Raw genomic sequence first — 13,581 nt, forward strand, 5'->3', positions numbered from 1 at the left:
TTACTCTTATTACCGTGCTAGCAATTTGCTTATCCTAGAAAAAAGTCTATTCTACTAATTGTATCAGGGGTTATGGCTTTCCCCTATAGGAGATAGTGAGAAACGGCAACAGGAAACAAGAATGGTTGTGCCAACAAGAACCGCTTTACTTAACGTACCTAAATGCGTGTGTCGCCTCAGCTATAACCATGTTGCAGCCAAAAAGCACACCCCAGTTGACATACCGACAGCGCTATCACCGACCCACATCCATGTAGGGCTGCCAATTCACGATCAATACCTTCTCCTCAGGCAGGAGCATATATCCATAGTCATAGCAGAGATGGTAAGTGTTTCCCTTCTGGGTGCGATAAACCTGTGTCAGGTATCGGAAATCAAAGCCTGCCAGCTCCAGGTACTGGCGTGGGAGGGTGGTCTTACCCTGCGGACTGAGTTGCTTGAGGATGCTGCGGTTCTTTCTTAGCGCGGCATTAGTTTGGAGAATCCTGCGTTCGTGTTGGTTCTGTAGTTTGACTGTGTTGTTGGCCAGGTGGCGGCAGGAGTAGAGCAGTAGCGCTTATCGCTTCTGCCCACGATGGCTGTTCCGCACTGAGTGCATGTTCTGGCTTGGCTCATAACTTACCCGCGTTTGTACTCGCGTATATCCGTGTATACTCGCGTAATAACACGGCTACGGTTTAGAAAGGTTTTACTTTTGCCTTCAGTAACTATCTCATTTGCCATGGCTTATCCCGATCAAAAACCTATTTTGTACCTGAACCCGCTGGAGCACGCGGGCAAAGCTATTATCCGCATCTGGCACAAGCCCAACCCCTTCCTCTCCAAACGACTGAAGGAGGCTGGTTGGATCAAGTACAGCAGGACCTACAAGTGCTTTGTGATGCACCGCAGCAGCCAGGCCATCGAGATGACACACCAGCACTTCCAGGGGCTGGCCAAAGTTGATACACGGTATTTATATAGGCCCAGGCGCCTGCGCCCGGCGGAAGGAGCCGTTATACTGCAGCAGGACAGGCATGTGGCAGAACCACTGGAAAAGGCGCCTGCACGTCCCGTCGTGCGCCTGCAGCCCCTGGAACACCAGGGCAGGCCGTATGTACAGCTCAGTTATCTTTACAACAAGGAAATCTATACCTGCCTGAAGCAAAGCAAAGTGGCCAGGTGGCTGCAAGACATGCAGTGCTTTGCCATCAGCACCGAAAGCAATAGTCTCCACAGGCTTCTATCGGAGCTGGAGGGGGTAGCCCAGGTGTGGCTGGCGCAGACCATGCAGGTAAAGGACATGGCCCTGCAGGCCCGGCTCTGGGAACAATGCTACCTAAAGGACGACGGCTATATTGCCTGCCCGCTTCCCTACGTGGAGAAGCTGTTTCTGCTGAATTACAGCCTCAGTACCATCCGCACCTATCACAGCCTGCTCCTGCGCTTTCTGAACGCGCACAAGGCCAGCGGGCTGGAGGGCATACACGCCTTTTCAGAAGAGGCCATTAACCACTACCACCGCCAGATGGTGCAGGCCGGCACCTATTCCGTGTCGTTTGTGAACCAGTCGATCAACGCGGTGAAGTTCTACTACCAGCGCGTGCTGCTGCGGCACGAGGTGCAGCTGGGCCAGGTGGAGCGGCCCGAAAAGCCTGAACGCCTGCCCCAGGTACTCAGTAAGCAGGACGTGCTGAAAATCCTCTCCGTGACCGAGAACCTCAAGCACCGCTGCATGCTGCAGCTGCTATACGCGGGAGGCCTGCGCATTGGCGAGGTGATCAAACTGAAGCTGACGGACGTGCAGTCAGAACGTAACCTGCTGCTGATCCGTGGGGGCAAAGGCAAAAAAGACCGCACCACGCTGCTCTCCCAAAAGCTGCTTGAAAGTCTTCGGGCCTATTACAAACAGTACAGGCCTAAGGTGTGGCTCTTTGAGGGGCAGACGGGCGGGCAATATACGGTGGAGAGCATCCGCAGCGTGTTTAGAGCCAGCAAGGAGAAGGCGGGCGTGAAAGCACCCGCCACGCCACATACCCTGCGCCATTCTTTTGCCACTCACCTGCTGGAGCAAGGAACAGATTTAAGGTATATCCAGGTGCTGCTGGGACATCGGAGCAGCAAGACCACCGAGATCTACACCCACATCACCACCCATGCGCTGGATAAAATTGTCAGCCCGTTGGATAATCTCTAGCAATCACCTATATTAGCTTAACGATATAGACTCATGCGCACCACAGCCACAAGTAACAGATCCAGCAAGCAAATGAGCGCGAATGCGCGCTGTAGCAACTGCGCACATAGTGCAGATAAGCGTATGTTGTCGTATATACTATAGTTAAATCCGTCATTGGGATTATTTTCAAATTTTAAAATGGCGAAGCTTTCAGGCTTTACCGGCGGGGAGGAATCACAGGCTATAAAAAAGGGAATGCCTGCAGAAGAGCCAAAGGCATAAATGGAGTTTAGGCCGGCAAGTCTTGCGGCGGCGTTGCCGGGAGAAAGCCAGCGCTTTCGGACGGGGGCGTCCCATGCAAGACTTTGAGGGGCGAAGTTAGCCTTGGGAAAGGACAAAGTCAAGTGAGCCAACTTCGGACAGGTGGCTCTTGTGCAGGCATTTAAGCTAATAAAAGAAGCCAGTGATGAAATGTCTAAAAAAAGCCTGCCGCCCCGGACCACATTGCCGATACCCGTATCAACAGTATGGCCCGTGGCTAAAGCCGCCATTTAGAAGGAGAAAATAACCCAACGAGCAGCTTGTTTTTCCCTCAATAAAAATAGAAATTCCACACAGTAACTACAAAAAAAGGAAAAACAAGCACGGATAACTACCCGAAGAAGACATCAATCCCTACAAAACCAACAGGACGTCTCCTTCCAATGATTGTTGGCAGGTATAAGAATTAATAGAATGATTCAACTAAACGACCCAAAATGGAAAGAGCTTGAAGGTGGATATAGAACACCTTATGACGCTTCCATTGCTCTAAGAAGATTGGAAGAGACAAATAGCTCAGAAGAAGTTGATGATATACTTGTAGAGCTTTGGGACGAGCTTCACCATCAAGGAGATGTTGGCTTAGCGTCCTATTTTGCTGTACCACATCTTATCAGAATAGCCAGAGAGAAAGGTATGGTTAATTCAAGTTTACTAGGACTGATAGCCGTCATTGAAGTTCAAAGGCATAAGGAGAATCCACAACTACCTAAAGAACTCCAAGAAGATTACCTTAATTCATTAAAGGCTATACCTGAACTTATAGAGAACTGTAAAAACAAAGATTGGGACTTAGCATTTACAGCAGCGGCTTTGTCTGCTTTAGCAGCATCAAAAGGACAAATAAAAGTGGCTCAAGCTGTCCTGAATTTTGACGATGAAGACGTGCTGGATGAATTTCTGGAAGCTTACTAAAAATTAAATCTGCCAACACAGCACAGGCACCATGTTCGGCTAATGCCTCACCCGTTGCCTGTCCGAGACCGTTGCACGACATTTCAAGAAGAGTAAGATGATACAATTAATTCAAAAAAGTTGGGCTTCTAAAAAAGAAGTTACCATTGAGGATGATGGTTTGCTCATAAAAACAAAGGATATTAGGGAAGACCTTGAGTACAGAATCAGGTTTGAAGAACTTGGTTTTGATATAATCAAAAAGAGGGTTAAATCAGCAAACATTCCTTTTTACATCTTTTTAGTATTCGACTTACTTTACATTGGACTGATAATAAGTTCTATCATCGATAAAGAGCCATTTTCGCAGCAACTGTTTTGGGTTGGAGCTTTGGGATTCTTTTCAATTATGACTGTTATGTCTTTTTATAGTAGAAACAAAGATGTTATCTACTTGACGGGTGGTCAAAAGGCTTTGGAATTATTAGCAGTGAAGCCCGATAAAGAATCAGTATCCTCTTTCATCGAGGCGATTCACAATGCTATGCGACTTCATTATAAAAATAAATACACAAGTTTTGACACAGATACACCTTACGAGGTAAAGCAAGGTCACCTAAGCTGGCTCAAAGAAATCAAAGCTATTAATAGTACTGAGTATGAAGAACTATTAAAAGAATCAAAGACAGAGAATATAATCGGTTATAAAAGGCCTAACTGGGATGAATAAAAGCGACGTGCAACAAAGTTTATACACTATGCTTCGGCTGATGGCCTCTCACAAGGTATACACGAGACGTTACCTGCCAAAAATACTATTTATAAAAAGATAACAATCTTACTCCACTCAACCCCAACTCCCTTGGAAGGACTCTTTATCACCGCCATCGACCTCACCGGAACTTTCGCCTTTGCCATAAGCGGCATCAGGCTGGCTTCGGGTAAGAACATCGACTGGTTCGGGGCGTACATCATCGGTTTGGTCACAGCTATTGGCGGAGGCACCACCCGTGATTTGCTGCTGGGTGTGACGCCTTTCTGGATGCTGGACGGTATGTATTTCCTCACAACTGGCATCGCCCTTTTGGCGGCTTTGCTGTTTCAAGACAGAATTTTCAGACTGGCAGGAACCCTGTTTCTCTTCGACGCCATCGGACTGGGGTTGTTCACGGTGGTGGGCATCAGCAAAAGCCTGGATGCGCAACTGCCGTTCTGGGTGGCGATCGTAATGGGCACCATCACAGGCTCTGTTGGAGGTTTGATCCGGGATGTGCTGTTAAACGAAGTGCCGCTTTTACTGCGTCGAAACATCTATGCGCTGGCCTGTGTGGCGGGTGGACTTGTTTATTTCCTGTGCACTCAGCTCAACCTTTCCACGAGCGTAACTGAACTGATGGCTGCATCGGTTGTGATACTGGTGCGTGTAGTAGCCGAGAAGTTTAAGATCCATTTGCCGGTGATGAGCCCTGTAAAAGACGAGGACAGAAACGAACCCGATAAACCTTAATACCAAGCATGTCCCTTACTATTCGCCCCATTCAGCCATCCGACAATGCGCTGCTGGCCACTTTGATCCGAAAGGTTTTCCGTGAGTTTAAGATCGACAAGCCCGGCACGGTGTATACTGACCCGACCACCGACGCCTTGTACGAACTGTTTCAGCAACCCGGCAGCGCCTACTTTGTGGCAGAAGAAAATGGCGTCATCATCGGTGGCTGCGGCGTATACCCTACCGAGGGCCTGCCAGCGGGCTGTGCCGAGCTGGTGAAGTTTTACCTCGCCGCCGAAGCCAGAGGGAAGGGCATTGGTAACCGACTCATGCAGCAAAGTATAGCAGCCGCACGGGAGCTTGGCTATACCCAGCTATACCTGGAATCTTTCCCCTAACTGGCCAAAGCCGTATCTATGTATGAGAAAGCAGGCTTCAGGCCCATCGCACATGCCTTGGGTAACTCGGGCCACTACGCCTGCAACATCTGGATGCTGAAAGACCTATGAACGTAGAACAAGCCTACAACAGTTGGGCCGCGCAGTACGACACCAACAAGAACCGAACCCGCGATCTGGAGGCCGTGGGCTTACGGGCTACACTGGCTGATGTGCTCTTTGAGGCATGCCTTGAAATAGGCTGCGGCACAGGCAAAAATACGGAGTGGCTGGTGCGCAAGGCCATGCACGTTACGGCAGTGGATCTATCCTCTGAAATGCTGGAACGGGCCCGAAAGAAAGTGAGCTCCAACAAGGTTGTGTTCCAACAAGCCGATATCACTCAGCCCTGGCAATTCGCCACGCAGGTATACGACCTTGTTACTTTCAGCCTTGTGCTGGAACATATCTTAAAACTGGATTTTATCTTCGAGCAAACGGCAGCTGCCCTTAAGCCTGGAGGCTATGTCTACATCGGCGAACTGCATCCTTTCAAGCAATACACCGGCACCAGGGCCCGCTTCGGCACAGATGAAGGGCGGCAGGAGGTGGCATGCTATACCCACCACATATCGGAGTTTACGCAGATCGCAAAAAAGCATGGCTTGAAGCTGATCGATCTGAACGAATATTTTGACGACGGCGACCGCACAGGTATACCACGTATCCTGACTCTCCTTTTGCAGAAGGTATAGAAAACCCTACTTTTATACACTCAGAACCTGTCATCGATACATGAAAATACTTTTAGCCATAGGAGCAGGGAGTTTTATTGGGGGCATACTACGCTACCTGCTCACCCTGTTTGTTCAAACCCGTGCTACCATTGCTTTTCCGTTTGGGACCCTGGCCGTAAACCTGGTTGGCTGCTTTTTGATGGGATTACTCTTTGCGCTGCTTTCCAAAAGCTCGGTGGGTCCTGAGTGGCGCCTTTTCCTGGTGACTGGCGTGTTGGGTGGTTTTACTACTTTCTCCGCTTTTTCACTGGAGTCTGTTCACATGCTGCAGGCAGCGCAGTACGGGCATGCGATAGCGTATATTCTGGCAAGTGTGCTACTGGGATTGCTGGCTACCTTTGCAGGTATAGGCCTGGTCAAGTTGTTGTAGCAGACTAACCTAGCAGGCCTTCCATACTTCTGAAGACCGATACCATCGCCGTTCCTCTTTCCGACAGGGTATACTCGATATGCAGTGGCTTTTCCTGTACCACGGTTTTCACCAGAATATCCGCTTCCTCCATTTCTTTCAGTGCCGTAGCCACCGACTGCTTGTTAGAGCCTGGCAGCTGGCGCAGCAGCCTGTTAAAGCGCACCGGCTCATCCAGAGCCAGTCTGAAAATCTGTGGCTTCCACTTACCCGACAACTGCTTTAAAATGTTTTCGGCAGGGCAGCTCGCCTCCTCCTGTGGTAAATTGTTGGTAGTCATGTTTTCTTGACTAATTGACTCTTCTGAATTATAGGCTGACCTTTGTAAAGGTAGTTAAATCAGGACTGGTAGATAAGGCTAACAGGCCTGCATTTACAAAGTTTAACGAAAATGGATAGACCATGGAGACAAAACCGATGCATTGTGATATAGAAACCGGCATTTGTGAAATTCCGGTGACACGAGAAAACTCAGAAGATACAAATATTGCGGCGACCAGGAAACCGATCAAACTGCTGTACTTCACCGACCCGATCTGCTCCTCGTGCTGGGGCATCGATCCGCAACTGAAGAAAATGGCACTGGAATATGGGGCCTACTTTGAAGTAGAGTACCGCATGGGAGGTTTGTTGCAGAGTTGGGAAACCTACGGCGGTCGCGACGTGAACGGACCGAAGAGTGTAGCCAGACACTGGGAAGAAGCCGGTGCTCACTATGAAATGCCTATAGACGGTGACCTGTGGCTGGAAGACCCGCTGCCATCGTCTTATCCACCTTCCATCGCCTTCAAAGCGGCCCAACTGCAAAGTCAAGAAAAAGCCGGCAAGTTTTTAAGAAGAATTAAGGAGATGGTTTTTCTGGAAAAGAAGAACATCGCCCGATGGGAAAACCTGGTGCTTGCAGCTGAGCAAGCTGGTCTGAATGTGGTGCAGTTTAAAGCTGATTCTGAGGGCAAGGCAGTCGCGCTGTTTCAAAAGGATCTGGCGCTGGCGCGTCAGCTGGGGGTGAGAGGCTTTCCAACCATCTTTGTGACTGATGCAGAGGACAACCGCATTCTGGTGTACGGCTCCCGCCCTTACGAGTACTACGAACAGGCGTTGCTTCAGCTACATCCCAAAGCAAAAAAGCAGGAATACGATAAGGTCTATACCTCACTCTTTGGTAAGTATAGCACCCTTACAACCAGGGAGTATGCCGTGGTCGCAGGTATGAAAACTACGGAGGCTGAAGCACATCTGCAGGAGCTACACGCAGCAGGCAAGATCGGGAAGTACGCTTCTAAGAATGGCGCTTTGTGGATGAAACTGTAAGCTGGTTTTGTCCAGGTATGAACCCCACAGCCCTGGCACTTGCCGGGGCTTCGTGTTTTACTAGAGTAGGTATACCTTCACTACTTAGGCCGTTCCAGCAAAAGGTATAGCCCTGCCTGTTCGTTTTCCGTAAACCCCATACCTGCCCCGGCAGGTATAAACTCACCTTAGTATGACAGAAAAAGAGCAAAACGAGATAAAAGTCGTGGTTTTCGACCTGAACGGCACCTTCTATAACAAGAGCTCCAAAGAAGAGTTCTTCAAGTTCATCAGCAAGAAGAAGCCGCACAAACTGGCCTATTATTTCCAGATGATCTATTACAAAGTGCTTCTCAAGCTGCACCAGATCCGGATGACGGAGTTCAAAGAAAACTTCTTCAACTACCTCGACAATATCCCTCCCAAACAGGTAGAGCAGTACGCCCGTGAGTTCTGGCAACAAGAGTTTCCCGACGAGTTCAATGAAGAGATAAAAGCCAAACTGGACAGGTACAAGAAGGAAGGTATTCAGGTCATCTGCGCCACCGGAGCATTGGAGGTATACGTGAAGCCATTGTTCGAGCTATACCCGGTTGATCTTTTCTTCGGAACACAAACCAGGTATAACGGAGAAACCTATATAGTGGAGGGGAAAGCCTGCAAGGACGAAGAAAAGATCAAGCGACTGGATAAGCACTTCAATGGGAAGCCTTACAGAATTGTGGAAGCCTATTCCGATAATAAAGAAAATATACTGGACGAGGCTGATCGGGCCTGGCTTGTGAAAGATGATGGAAAACTTGTGCGCCTTTGACCTGCTCCAAAACAAAAAGCCCCGGCTACTGCCAGGGCTTTTCTATAATCAGGTTATTTAAAGCTTAGTGCTTTGCAAGGTAGTTAGATACGCCTTCTTTTGTAGCGCTCATGGCTTCTTTGCCTTCAGACCAGTTGGCTGGGCAAACTTCACCTTTCTGCTCAAAATACTGCAGGGCATCTACCATACGCAGGGCCTCGTCGATAGAACGGCCAAGCGGAAGGTCGTTTACCACCTGGTGACGAACAACACCTTCTTTGTCGATCAGGAACAGACCGCGGTAAGCAACCGGCTCGCCTACGAAGATAGCTTCGCCTTCTTCGTTGTAGTCGTAGTGACCAGCCAGCACGTCGAAGTTCTGAGCGATCGTCTTAGCAGCGTCAGCTACCAGCGGGTACTCAACACCCTCGATACCACCCTGGTTGCGTGGTGTGTTCAACCATGCGAAGTGTGAAAAATGCGTGTCGGTAGAGCAACCAACTACGGCTACGTTCTTACGCTCGAACTCTTCCATTCTGTCCTGGAACGCGATGATCTCGGTAGGGCAAACGAAAGTGAAGTCCATTGGGTAGAAATAGAAAACAACGTGCTTCTTACCGATGTACTGGTCAAGAGAGAAGTCTTCTACGAACTCGCCGTTAACTACTGCTGTAGCTTTGAAAGAAGGTGCTTTTTTACCTACTAATACTGCCATTTTGTTTTGTTTTATTGGGTTTTGAAATAATCTATTTAGGTACTCGTGTAATGCTTATCTTTTTGTCGGGTTCCACCTTACAGCCTGTCAGCTGCACCGAAAAACCTTTGATTTCGAAGTTCTCCAGCTTTCGCTCACTGAAGAATTTGAGCAGTAACTGTTCTAACTCCTCATCCTCAAAATCGACTATCTCCTTGGTCTTGCTGCAGTAGATGTGGCTGTGCGTCATCGTATTGGAGTCGTAACGCTTGCTGCCCTGTTCTGACACCACCCGTCGCAACATACCTGTTTCGGTAAAGGTGTCCAGTGTTTTATAAACCGTGCCCAGCGAGATTGTCGGGTTAGCCGGTCGTAGCCGCTGAAAAATATCCTCTGCCGTCGGATGTGACCCGTGCAACTCTGTTACCGCTTCGAGCACAACAATGCGCTGGTGCGTGGCCTTCAGGCCGCACTCAATCAGGCTTTGTCGTATTTCGTCTCGGGTCAGGTGTTGCATACTGCAGATAAGAATGATTCTTAACTAGGAATAGTTCCGCAAAGGTATAGCTTCTCTTTAAGAATTAAAAGTGAACAGTTAAAAGTTGTTTGTGAATGGGGGAACTTTGAGAGTTAAAGAAGTTTGGGAGTTGAGGAGTTTGAGAATTGCATGAGTGTTAATTATCAGGTACTTGTAGGTACAGGTCGCGACTGTCCGAATCGTGTGCTGGCTATACCTGTTGTGCCCTCGCTCGCGTCCCGCGAGTGTGAGCTGTATAGCGGACTCTGCTACTGGTGTTTGTACCGCCGGTACGCCACTAAATCACTCATCCTTCCAGGACGCGAGCGAGGGCAATGAAATTTTCATTTCGAACGCAGTGAGAAATCTGAAGTGTACCGATGCTTTATCAGATTTCTCACTGCGTTCGAAATGACAAGTGGAGTTTAGATCCTAAACTCTCAAACTTCTAAACTCCTAAACTTAAATTACCGTCCCTTAAACTCGGGCTTGCGCTTCTCTACAAAAGCGTTCATGCCTTCGGTTTGATCTTCGGAGGCAAAGCAGAGGTAAAAGTTCTTGCGCTCGAAGTGCAGACCTTCGTCGAGGTTGGTTTCAAAAGAGCGGTTCACGGATTCCTTAGCCAGCTTAGCGGCTACCGGCGACATCTGGGCAACTTCTCCGGCTAGTTTAAAGGCTTCTTCCAGGTATAGCTCCACCGGCACCACACGGTTGATTAAGCCATGCTTCTCAGCTTCGTCGGCACTCATGAACTTGCCGGTCAGTACCATTTCCATGGCTTTGGCTTTGCCGATGGCTTTGGTCAGACGCTGTGTGCCGCCTGCACCTGGCATTACGCCGATCTTAATTTCCGGCTGACCGAACTGCGCTGTTTCCGAAGCCACGATCATGTCGCAGGTCATGGCCAGTTCGCAGCCACCACCCAGTGCAAAACCGGATACTGCCGCAATGATGGGTTTCTTGGTTTTGCGAATCTGATCCCAGGTGGAGAACTGGTCGATGTTGAGCATGTCGATCGCCGTTTTACCAGCCATCTGCTTGATGTCAGCGCCGGCGGCAAAAGCACGTTCGTTTCCTGTAATGATGATGGCACGCACGTCGTCGTTATCGTCCAGTTCTTTCAGGGCATCGCGCAGTTCGCCCATCAGTTGCAGGTTCAGGGCATTGAGTTCTTTGGGGCGGTTCAGCTGGATAAGGGCCACGTGTGGACGGGCCTGGGGGGTAACAAGTATAAATTCCATAGTTTAGTCGTATTAGTTTCGGACTAAGTTACGGCTTTTAAGGAAATCGGGAAAAGGGCAGGGAGAAGTTACCTGCACACTACCTGGAACGTCGTACGGGTGCGCTGTTCTAACAGTACCTCCTTGCCTTTGGTAATTTCCTGTATACTATCGTTGTCGTAATTCTTGACCGTAAAGAGCTGCAGCCCGATGTTATAATGGATCGTGAATTGATCTTTCAATGTGTCCAAAAGCTTCTGCAGACGCTCTTCGTTATAATCAGTACAGATTGAAAACGAAATGGCCGAGTTCTGCATCAGGTTGATCTTGAGGCGCAGCTCCGAAAGGGCATTGAAAATAGTGCCCAGGTTTTTCTCGCTGATAAAAGTAAAATCCTTGGCGCTGAACGACACAAGGCACTGGTCGTCTTTCACAATAAATGCCGGAGCCAGTTTCTCGAAACGGCAATCGCAGATCTTGGTACCTTCCGCTGTGGGGTCCAGAAAAGACTTCACGTAAAGCGGGATTGACTTATTGGCCAGTGGCTTGATCGTCTTCGGGTGAATCACGGAAGCACCGTAGTATGCCATTTCGACTGTCTCCTGGTAGTCCAACTCGCGGTAGCGCACGGTATTCGCAAAGCGCTTTGGATCAGCGTTGAGTAGACCGGCTACGTCTTTCCAGATATAAAGTCCTGCTGCATCGAGGCAGTAAGCAAAGATAGCACCGCTGAAGTCGGATCCCTCGCGGCCAAGGGTAGTGGTGAGGCCGTTGTTGGTGCCGCCCAGGAAGCCCTGCGTCACGATAATTTGTTGCGCCAGTATACCTGGCAAATCACGCTTGATCACGCGCTCCGTCCAAGGCCAGTCCACGCGGGCTTCACGCCAGGTGTTGTCTGTCTGAATATATTTCCGGCTGTCCACCCAGGTGCTGGCTATACCTTGTTCCTGCAAAAAATAATGTACTATAACAGAAGATATTAGCTCGCCAAAACTCACTACCTGGTCATAGCCTTTGTCGTAATCAGAGGCTGACTGGCCTTTGGCAGACTGCAGTACCTGCTGCAATTGAGCGAACAGATGTTCGAGTCGTTCGTATACAGGTGTTCCCGGTTCGGAAAAAGCTCATGAACAATAGATAGATGGTATTGGCGGCTCTGGTGCAGCGCGTCATGGAAGTCCTGCCCCGCAGCGGCCAGGCCATATACCTGTTCCAGGGCATTGGTCGTTTTGCCCATAGCGGACACGACCAGAAGCAGTTCTTTTTCGCCGCCCTGCGCAGATACAATGTGAGCCAGATTTTGCAGTGCAACGGCATCTTTTACAGAAGCGCCACCAAACTTAAATACTTTCATCAATTGAGACTATTGCTGCGTAAATGTAAGTATCCTTCGGTTATGTTTCAAAATATCATATTTTTGTAGCTATATATTTAAATTTCACCATAATGAATGACAAACTAGCGCTTCCTGTCGGCACCACGCTTGACAGGTTTATCATGAGAAAGCAGGAGGACTTCCCTTTTGCGACCGGAGAACTTTCGCAGTTGCTACGCGACATCGCCCTGGCAGCCAAGATTGTGAACCGTGAAATTAACCGTGCCGGCCTGATCGATGTGACAGGTGCCTACGGTCAGCAGAATGTGCAGGGAGAAGAACAACAGAAACTCGACGTGATCGCCAACATCCGCTTCATACGCGCCCTTCGTAACGGAGGCGAGGTGTGTGCGATCATTTCAGAAGAAGAGGACGAAATCATTCATACAGGCAACCTCAAAGGCAAGTATATTGTGGCCATCGACCCGTTGGACGGCTCTTCCAACATCGACGTGAACGTGTCTATCGGTACCATCTTCTCGATTTACCGCCGTGTGTCTGAGGTAGGCACAGAAGGTACAATGGAAGACTGCATGCAGAACGGCACACACCAGATCGCAGCTGGCTATGTAGTGTATGGCTCGTCTACGATGCTGGTATACACGACAGGTCATGGCGTGAACGGCTTTACGTATGAGCCATCGTTGGGTGAGTTTTTCCTGTCGCACCCAAACATGTGCACCCCAAAAACAGGCACGATCTACTCTTGCAACGAGGGTGGCTACAACAGCTTTCCGGAAGGCATCAAAAACTACCTGAGCTATTGCAAAGAAAATGGTTATTCAGGCCGCTACATCGGTTCGCTGGTGTCTGACTTCCACCGTAACCTGATCAAGGGCGGAGTATACATTTATCCTTCTACAGCAAAAGCGCCTAATGGCAAGTTACGCCTGCTGTACGAGTGCAACGCCCTGGCTTTCATTGCAGAGCAGGCAGGTGGCAAAGCTTCTAACGGTAAAGGCCGCATCATGGAGATGGAGCCAACTGAGCTGCACCAGCGCTCTCCACTGATCATCGGATCTGCCGAAATGGTGGACAAGGTGGAGGAGTTTATGAAAGCGGAGGTAAAAAAAACTGAAGCGGTAACAGCTAACTAATTCTGACTATAGCGGAAGCGGATCTGCGCTTTAAGCAGCTCCCGCTCCACAATCAAACGGGCTATGTTTTCGGCTACTTCATCTTCGGAGGCCGCGAGCATAGCCTGTTTTACTTTACGTTCCTCCACATCGATGCGGTAAAGTATATGC

At 49.2% G+C, this 13,581-nt stretch carries 19 protein-coding genes; 11 read left to right on the plus strand and 8 right to left on the minus strand.

Annotation, left to right across the window (positions count from 1 at the left end; translation table 11 throughout):
• Positions 1-459: 459 nt before the first annotated feature.
• The gene (locus O71_RS23780; protein ID WP_155800695.1) at positions 460-615 is read right to left on the minus strand and encodes a hypothetical protein; all 156 of its coding nucleotides are present in this window, start codon (positions 613-615) and stop codon (positions 460-462) included.
• A gap of 106 nt (positions 616-721) precedes the next feature.
• On the opposite strand from O71_RS23780, the gene O71_RS07665 reads away from it, so the two are divergent.
• A complete protein-coding gene (locus tag O71_RS07665; protein WP_040573976.1) occupies positions 722-2,176 on the plus strand; it encodes a tyrosine-type recombinase/integrase in 1,455 nt (484 codons plus the stop codon).
• A 17-nt stretch (positions 2,177-2,193) separates the two neighbouring features.
• Here O71_RS07665 and O71_RS07670 read toward each other — a convergent pair whose 3' ends face one another.
• Entirely contained in the window at positions 2,194-2,709 is a 516-nt protein-coding gene (locus O71_RS07670) for a hypothetical protein (protein WP_007655072.1), read from the minus strand.
• 184 nt (positions 2,710-2,893) lie between these two features.
• Here O71_RS07670 and O71_RS07675 point away from each other — a divergent pair, with 184 nt between their 5' ends.
• The 6 genes from O71_RS07675 to crcB all read left to right on the plus strand — a co-directional run bounded on the left by O71_RS07675 (position 2,894) and on the right by crcB (position 6,406).
• Positions 2,894-3,394, plus strand: a complete 501-nt coding sequence (locus O71_RS07675; protein WP_007655073.1) for a hypothetical protein — start codon at positions 2,894-2,896, stop codon at positions 3,392-3,394.
• A gap of 97 nt (positions 3,395-3,491) precedes the next feature.
• Positions 3,492-4,103 carry a hypothetical protein gene (locus tag O71_RS07680; RefSeq protein WP_007655075.1) on the plus strand — a complete coding sequence of 204 codons (612 nt, stop codon included), beginning with the start codon at positions 3,492-3,494 and terminating at the stop codon, positions 4,101-4,103.
• A gap of 132 nt (positions 4,104-4,235) precedes the next feature.
• On the plus strand, positions 4,236-4,880 hold the full coding sequence (locus O71_RS07685) for a trimeric intracellular cation channel family protein (RefSeq protein ID WP_007655077.1): 645 nt from the start codon (positions 4,236-4,238) through the stop codon (positions 4,878-4,880).
• An 8-nt stretch (positions 4,881-4,888) separates the two neighbouring features.
• Positions 4,889-5,260 (plus strand): GNAT family N-acetyltransferase, encoded by a 372-nt coding sequence (locus O71_RS07690; protein ID WP_237717761.1) that lies wholly within the window; start codon positions 4,889-4,891, stop codon positions 5,258-5,260.
• A gap of 107 nt (positions 5,261-5,367) precedes the next feature.
• The gene (locus tag O71_RS07695) at positions 5,368-5,994 is read left to right on the plus strand and encodes a bifunctional 2-polyprenyl-6-hydroxyphenol methylase/3-demethylubiquinol 3-O-methyltransferase UbiG (protein ID WP_007655079.1); all 627 of its coding nucleotides are present in this window, start codon (positions 5,368-5,370) and stop codon (positions 5,992-5,994) included.
• 40 nt (positions 5,995-6,034) lie between these two features.
• Positions 6,035-6,406 carry a fluoride efflux transporter CrcB gene (gene crcB / locus O71_RS07700; protein WP_007655081.1) on the plus strand — a complete coding sequence of 124 codons (372 nt, stop codon included), beginning with the start codon at positions 6,035-6,037 and terminating at the stop codon, positions 6,404-6,406.
• Between the two features lie 4 nt (positions 6,407-6,410).
• Here crcB and O71_RS07705 read toward each other — a convergent pair whose 3' ends face one another.
• On the minus strand, positions 6,411-6,725 hold the full coding sequence (locus O71_RS07705; protein WP_007655082.1) for a helix-turn-helix domain-containing protein: 315 nt from the start codon (positions 6,723-6,725) through the stop codon (positions 6,411-6,413).
• 137 nt (positions 6,726-6,862) lie between these two features.
• Here O71_RS07705 and O71_RS07710 point away from each other — a divergent pair, with 137 nt between their 5' ends.
• Together O71_RS07710 and O71_RS07715 are read left to right on the plus strand one after the other, a co-directional pair.
• On the plus strand, positions 6,863-7,756 hold the full coding sequence (locus O71_RS07710) for a ClpXP adapter SpxH family protein (protein ID WP_237717762.1): 894 nt from the start codon (positions 6,863-6,865) through the stop codon (positions 7,754-7,756).
• A gap of 172 nt (positions 7,757-7,928) precedes the next feature.
• Positions 7,929-8,549: an HAD family hydrolase gene (locus O71_RS07715; RefSeq protein WP_007655084.1), complete on the plus strand. Its 621-nt coding sequence runs from the start codon at positions 7,929-7,931 to the stop codon at positions 8,547-8,549.
• A 64-nt stretch (positions 8,550-8,613) separates the two neighbouring features.
• Here O71_RS07715 and O71_RS07720 read toward each other — a convergent pair whose 3' ends face one another.
• Both O71_RS07720 and O71_RS07725 read right to left on the minus strand, forming a co-directional pair.
• Positions 8,614-9,243 carry a peroxiredoxin gene (locus O71_RS07720; RefSeq protein ID WP_007655085.1) on the minus strand — a complete coding sequence of 210 codons (630 nt, stop codon included), beginning with the start codon at positions 9,241-9,243 and terminating at the stop codon, positions 8,614-8,616.
• A 31-nt stretch (positions 9,244-9,274) separates the two neighbouring features.
• Positions 9,275-9,739 (minus strand): Fur family transcriptional regulator, encoded by a 465-nt coding sequence (locus O71_RS07725; protein WP_007655092.1) that lies wholly within the window; start codon positions 9,737-9,739, stop codon positions 9,275-9,277.
• A 150-nt stretch (positions 9,740-9,889) separates the two neighbouring features.
• Between O71_RS07725 and O71_RS23785 the strand changes: the two genes are divergently transcribed.
• Entirely contained in the window at positions 9,890-10,078 is a 189-nt protein-coding gene (locus O71_RS23785) for a hypothetical protein (protein WP_155800697.1), read from the plus strand.
• Between the two features lie 128 nt (positions 10,079-10,206).
• Here O71_RS23785 and O71_RS07730 read toward each other — a convergent pair whose 3' ends face one another.
• The 3 genes from O71_RS07730 to O71_RS27145 form a co-directional block, all read right to left on the minus strand.
• On the minus strand, positions 10,207-10,980 hold the full coding sequence (locus O71_RS07730; RefSeq protein ID WP_007655094.1) for an enoyl-CoA hydratase-related protein: 774 nt from the start codon (positions 10,978-10,980) through the stop codon (positions 10,207-10,209).
• 68 nt (positions 10,981-11,048) lie between these two features.
• A complete protein-coding gene (locus O71_RS07735) occupies positions 11,049-12,026 on the minus strand; it encodes an aspartate kinase (protein ID WP_007655096.1) in 978 nt (325 codons plus the stop codon).
• A complete protein-coding gene (locus O71_RS27145; protein ID WP_369750894.1) occupies positions 11,957-12,313 on the minus strand; it encodes a hypothetical protein in 357 nt (118 codons plus the stop codon). The genes O71_RS07735 and O71_RS27145 overlap by 70 nt, the downstream gene beginning before the upstream one ends.
• A 92-nt stretch (positions 12,314-12,405) precedes the next feature.
• On the opposite strand from O71_RS27145, the gene fbp reads away from it, so the two are divergent.
• A complete protein-coding gene (gene fbp / locus O71_RS07740; protein ID WP_007655100.1) occupies positions 12,406-13,431 on the plus strand; it encodes a class 1 fructose-bisphosphatase in 1,026 nt (341 codons plus the stop codon).
• Positions 13,432-13,581 lie beyond the last annotated feature (150 nt).

Origin of the sequence: Pontibacter sp. BAB1700 (assembly GCF_000277005.1) — a bacterium.
Taxonomy (GTDB): Bacteria; Bacteroidota; Bacteroidia; order Cytophagales; family Hymenobacteraceae; genus Pontibacter; species Pontibacter lucknowensis.

Bases quoted from the DNA above. Each gene is read 5' to 3' on its own strand.
- O71_RS23780 (WP_155800695.1), bottom strand. From the start codon at position 615: ATGAGCCAAGCCAGAACATGCACTCAGTGCGGAACAGCCATCGTGGGC.
- O71_RS07665 (WP_040573976.1), top strand. From the start codon at position 722: ATGGCTTATCCCGATCAAAAACCTATTTTGTACCTGAACCCGCTGGAG.
- O71_RS07670 (WP_007655072.1), bottom strand. From the start codon at position 2,709: ATGGCGGCTTTAGCCACGGGCCATACTGTTGATACGGGTATCGGCAAT.
- O71_RS07675 (WP_007655073.1), top strand. From the start codon at position 2,894: ATGATTCAACTAAACGACCCAAAATGGAAAGAGCTTGAAGGTGGATAT.
- O71_RS07680 (WP_007655075.1), top strand. From the start codon at position 3,492: ATGATACAATTAATTCAAAAAAGTTGGGCTTCTAAAAAAGAAGTTACC.
- O71_RS07690 (WP_237717761.1), top strand. From the start codon at position 4,889: ATGTCCCTTACTATTCGCCCCATTCAGCCATCCGACAATGCGCTGCTG.
- O71_RS07695 (WP_007655079.1), top strand. From the start codon at position 5,368: ATGAACGTAGAACAAGCCTACAACAGTTGGGCCGCGCAGTACGACACC.
- crcB (WP_007655081.1), top strand. From the start codon at position 6,035: ATGAAAATACTTTTAGCCATAGGAGCAGGGAGTTTTATTGGGGGCATA.
- O71_RS07705 (WP_007655082.1), bottom strand. From the start codon at position 6,725: ATGACTACCAACAATTTACCACAGGAGGAGGCGAGCTGCCCTGCCGAA.
- O71_RS07710 (WP_237717762.1), top strand. From the start codon at position 6,863: ATGCATTGTGATATAGAAACCGGCATTTGTGAAATTCCGGTGACACGA.
- O71_RS07715 (WP_007655084.1), top strand. From the start codon at position 7,929: ATGACAGAAAAAGAGCAAAACGAGATAAAAGTCGTGGTTTTCGACCTG.
- O71_RS07720 (WP_007655085.1), bottom strand. From the start codon at position 9,243: ATGGCAGTATTAGTAGGTAAAAAAGCACCTTCTTTCAAAGCTACAGCA.
- O71_RS07725 (WP_007655092.1), bottom strand. From the start codon at position 9,739: ATGCAACACCTGACCCGAGACGAAATACGACAAAGCCTGATTGAGTGC.
- O71_RS23785 (WP_155800697.1), top strand. From the start codon at position 9,890: ATGAGTGTTAATTATCAGGTACTTGTAGGTACAGGTCGCGACTGTCCG.
- O71_RS07730 (WP_007655094.1), bottom strand. From the start codon at position 10,980: ATGGAATTTATACTTGTTACCCCCCAGGCCCGTCCACACGTGGCCCTT.
- O71_RS27145 (WP_369750894.1), bottom strand. From the start codon at position 12,313: ATGAAAGTATTTAAGTTTGGTGGCGCTTCTGTAAAAGATGCCGTTGCA.
- fbp (WP_007655100.1), top strand. From the start codon at position 12,406: ATGAATGACAAACTAGCGCTTCCTGTCGGCACCACGCTTGACAGGTTT.